Origin of the sequence: Bacillus sp. JJ1127 (assembly GCF_036965845.1) — a bacterium.
Taxonomy (GTDB): Bacteria; Bacillota; Bacilli; order Bacillales; family Bacillaceae_G; genus Bacillus_A.
In genome coordinates this window covers 1-341 of the sequence record NZ_JBALQK010000191.1, presented here as the reverse complement: position 1 = coordinate 341, position 341 = coordinate 1, and the positions used below count along the sequence as shown (strand labels likewise).

The 341-nt window shown below is 32.0% G+C and carries 1 pseudogene; it reads left to right on the top strand.

Annotation, left to right across the window (positions count from 1 at the left end):
- A pseudogene (locus V7183_RS18380) lies at positions 1 to 329 on the top strand (ThiF family adenylyltransferase); the annotation flags it as partial.
- Positions 330 to 341: the final 12 nt, after the last annotated feature.

The window sequence follows — 341 nt, the reverse complement described above, 5'->3', positions numbered from 1 at the left end:
GGATACAATTTAAAAATGAAAAATACTCCTATTTAAATCCACTTTTGAAAACTTCATTTATTTTTGAATTTGGAGACCATGTGTTGCCTCCGATTGCGTATTTACTTGCAATTAGTTTATGTCATGAACAAGTAGAATCCAGTATTCCAAAAGATATTCAAATACAAGAAGCTATACTAAATGGGGTATATCGTACGGAAGAGTTTTTGTCGTATATGTCAAAAGGGATATCTCACGGTGAACGTATGGATCAAGCAATTGATGAGTTATTACAAATGCTACTTACACTTCAGTCTTTCATGGTAGAAGATGTAGTACATTCTAGATAAATCCATTTTCAT